Source organism: Pseudomonas sp. SDO5522_S412 (assembly GCF_054071215.1).
The window spans coordinates 1-2,691 of record NZ_JBSVWQ010000394.1; the positions used below are offsets into that span (position 1 = coordinate 1).

Annotated in this window: 2 protein-coding genes; one reads left to right on the forward strand and one right to left on the reverse strand. The window is 62.3% G+C overall.

All coding sequences use genetic code 11. The features are described from left to right. Window positions 1–69 precede the first annotated feature (69 nt). Window positions 70–966 (reverse strand): LysR family transcriptional regulator, encoded by an 897-nt coding sequence (locus ACW9I6_RS31930; protein ID WP_003217454.1) that lies wholly within the window; start codon window positions 964–966, stop codon window positions 70–72. 154 nt (window positions 967–1,120) lie between these two features. Here ACW9I6_RS31930 and amaB point away from each other — a divergent pair, with 154 nt between their 5' ends. Further along, window positions 1,121–2,611 (forward strand): L-piperidine-6-carboxylate dehydrogenase, encoded by a 1,491-nt coding sequence (gene amaB / locus ACW9I6_RS31935; RefSeq protein ID WP_003217452.1) that lies wholly within the window; start codon window positions 1,121–1,123, stop codon window positions 2,609–2,611. The last annotated feature ends 80 nt before the right edge of the window (window positions 2,612–2,691 follow it).

Here is a 2,691-nt window from a genome sequence, read left to right on the forward strand (position 1 = left end):
CACATTTGAAATGCGTTCCAAATGTGGGAGCGGGCTTGCTCGCGAAGGCGGTATTGCAGGCGACGCGCCTCAATCAGACTCAACCTGCTCCATCATCCACTTCACAAAATCCCGCACCTTGGGCACTTCAGCCGAGTGCTCGGGGTAGGCAAGGTAATAGGCATCCTGGCTCGGCATCGCATGCTGCCAGGGGATCACCAGCTTGCCTTCGGCGAGCTCTTCTTCCACCAGAAACCTGGGCAGCAGCGCCACACCGCAGCCAACCTGTGCGGCGCGAATGCACATATAAAAGGTCTCGAAGCGCGGCCCATGGTAGCTGTGCTCGGTGTGATGACCCTGGGCGGCGAACCAGTCATGCCAGCCTTGCGGGCGCGAGGCGTTTTGCAGCAACACCAGTTCGCTCAGTTGCGTGGGGTCGGTAAATGCTTGGGCGGGCAGGCTGTCGGGTGAGCACACGGGCACCAGTTCTTCGCTGAACAGCTTGAGGCTCTCGGTGCCGGGCCGTGAGCCCTGGCCAAAGTAGAAGGCCAGGTCGGCCTTGCCTTGCAGCAGCTCGTCGGGCTCCTGTTCGTTGCACAGGTCCAGGTGAATCTGCGGATGGCGCAGTCGCCAGCCCTTGAGGCGCGGCACCAGCCAGCGGGCGCCGAAGGTGTAGGGCGTGGACACCCGCAGCACTTCAGTCTCGCCGCCGTAGGAGCGCAGGTAATGGGTGGACATCTCCACCTGGGTGAGGATCTTGCGCACTTCCACCAGGTACAGATCGCCCGCCGGGGTCATCTGCAAGCGGCGGCGCACCCGGCGAAACAGCAGGTGCTGCAACAGTTCTTCCAGCTGCGCGACCTGTTTGCTGACAGCGCTCTGGGTGAGGTTCAGCTCTTCGGCGGCGCGGGTAAAACTCAGGTGGCGGGTGACCGCTTCGAAGCACTGCAGGGCGGTGATCGAGGGCAAATGTCTTTTATTCAGCACGGCACGCCTCTTTTTGTTCTTAGCATGAATAAACGGAATGATATCTCGCCTAATCGTCGTTTGTTGGCAAGTCTTGGGCCAGCTACAAATAAGGTCTGGATCGCCGCGACCGCTGGCGGCGCAAATTTCTGTTTGTAGATTGAAGGAGTGACCCATGGTTGCCGCATTGCTTGATCGTCTCGGGGTAAACCCGGCGCTGTACCAGTCGGGTAAACAACCCGTGCATTCGCCCATTGATGGCAGCCGGATTGCCAGTGTGCACTGGGAAGGCGCCGCCGAGGTGGAGCAGCAGGTCAGTCGCGCCGAGCATGCATTCGAGGCCTGGCGCAAGGTGCCGGCCCCGCGTCGTGGTGAGCTGGTGCGCCAGTTCGGCGACGTGTTGCGCGAGTACAAGGCCGACCTCGGCGAGCTGGTGTCGTGGGAAGCCGGCAAGATCACCCAGGAAGGTTTGGGTGAAGTGCAGGAAATGATCGACATCTGCGACTTCGCCGTCGGCCTGTCGCGCCAGCTGTACGGCTTGACCATCGCCTCCGAGCGTCCGGGCCACCACATGCGTGAAACCTGGCACCCGCTGGGCGTGGTTGGCGTGATCAGCGCCTTCAACTTCCCGGTCGCCGTATGGGCGTGGAACACCGCGCTGGCGCTGGTGTGCGGCAACGCAGTGATCTGGAAACCGTCGGAAAAAACCCCGCTTACCGCCCTGGCCTGCCAGGCACTGTTCGAGCGCGTACTGAAGAACTTCAGCGATGCGCCGCCGTACCTCAGCCAGGTGATCATCGGTGGCCGCGATGCCGGCGCCGCACTGGTGGATGACCCGCGTGTTGCGCTGATCAGCGCCACCGGCAGCACCCGCATGGGCCGCGAAGTAGCGCCGAAAGTCGCTGCACGTTTTGCCCGCAGCATTCTCGAACTGGGCGGCAACAACGCGATGATCCTCGGCCCAAGCGCCGACCTGGACATGGCCGTGCGCGCCATCCTGTTCAGCGCCGTCGGCACCGCCGGGCAGCGCTGCACCAGCCTGCGCCGCTTGATCGCCCATGAGTCGGTGAAGGAGGAAATCGTCACCCGCCTCAAGGCTGCGTATTCCAAAGTGCGCATCGGCCATCCGCTGGAAGGCAACCTGATCGGCCCGCTGATCGACAAGCACAGCTTCGAAAACATGCAGGACGCCCTGGAGCAGGCCTTGAGCGAAGGCGGCCGGGTGTTTGGCGGCAAGCGCCAGTTGGAAGACACGTTCCCCAACGCTTACTACGTGTCGCCGGCCATCGTGGAAATGCCGGAGCAGAGTGATGTGGTGTGCACCGAGACGTTCGCGCCGATTCTGTATGTGGTCGGCTATACCGATTTCGCTGAAGCGCTGCGCCTGAACAATGCGGTGCCACAAGGCCTGTCTTCGTGCATCTTTACCACTGACGTGCGCGAGGCCGAGCAGTTCATGTCGGCGGTGGGCAGTGACTGCGGGATCGCCAACGTCAACATCGGCCCGAGCGGCGCGGAGATTGGTGGCGCGTTTGGCGGTGAGAAAGAGACCGGTGGCGGGCGTGAGTCGGGCTCGGATGCATGGCGCGGGTACATGCGTCGCCAGACCAACACCGTGAACTACTCGCTGGAACTGCCGCTGGCCCAGGGTATTACCTTCGACTGATACCTCAAGTCGGAGTGAGGTCAATGTGGGAGCGGGCTTGCTCGCGAAAGCGGTGTGTCAGTCAACGAATGCTTATCTGA

Bases quoted from the DNA above. Each gene is read 5' to 3' on its own strand.
- amaB (WP_003217452.1), top strand. From the start codon at position 1,121: ATGGTTGCCGCATTGCTTGATCGTCTCGGGGTAAACCCGGCGCTGTAC.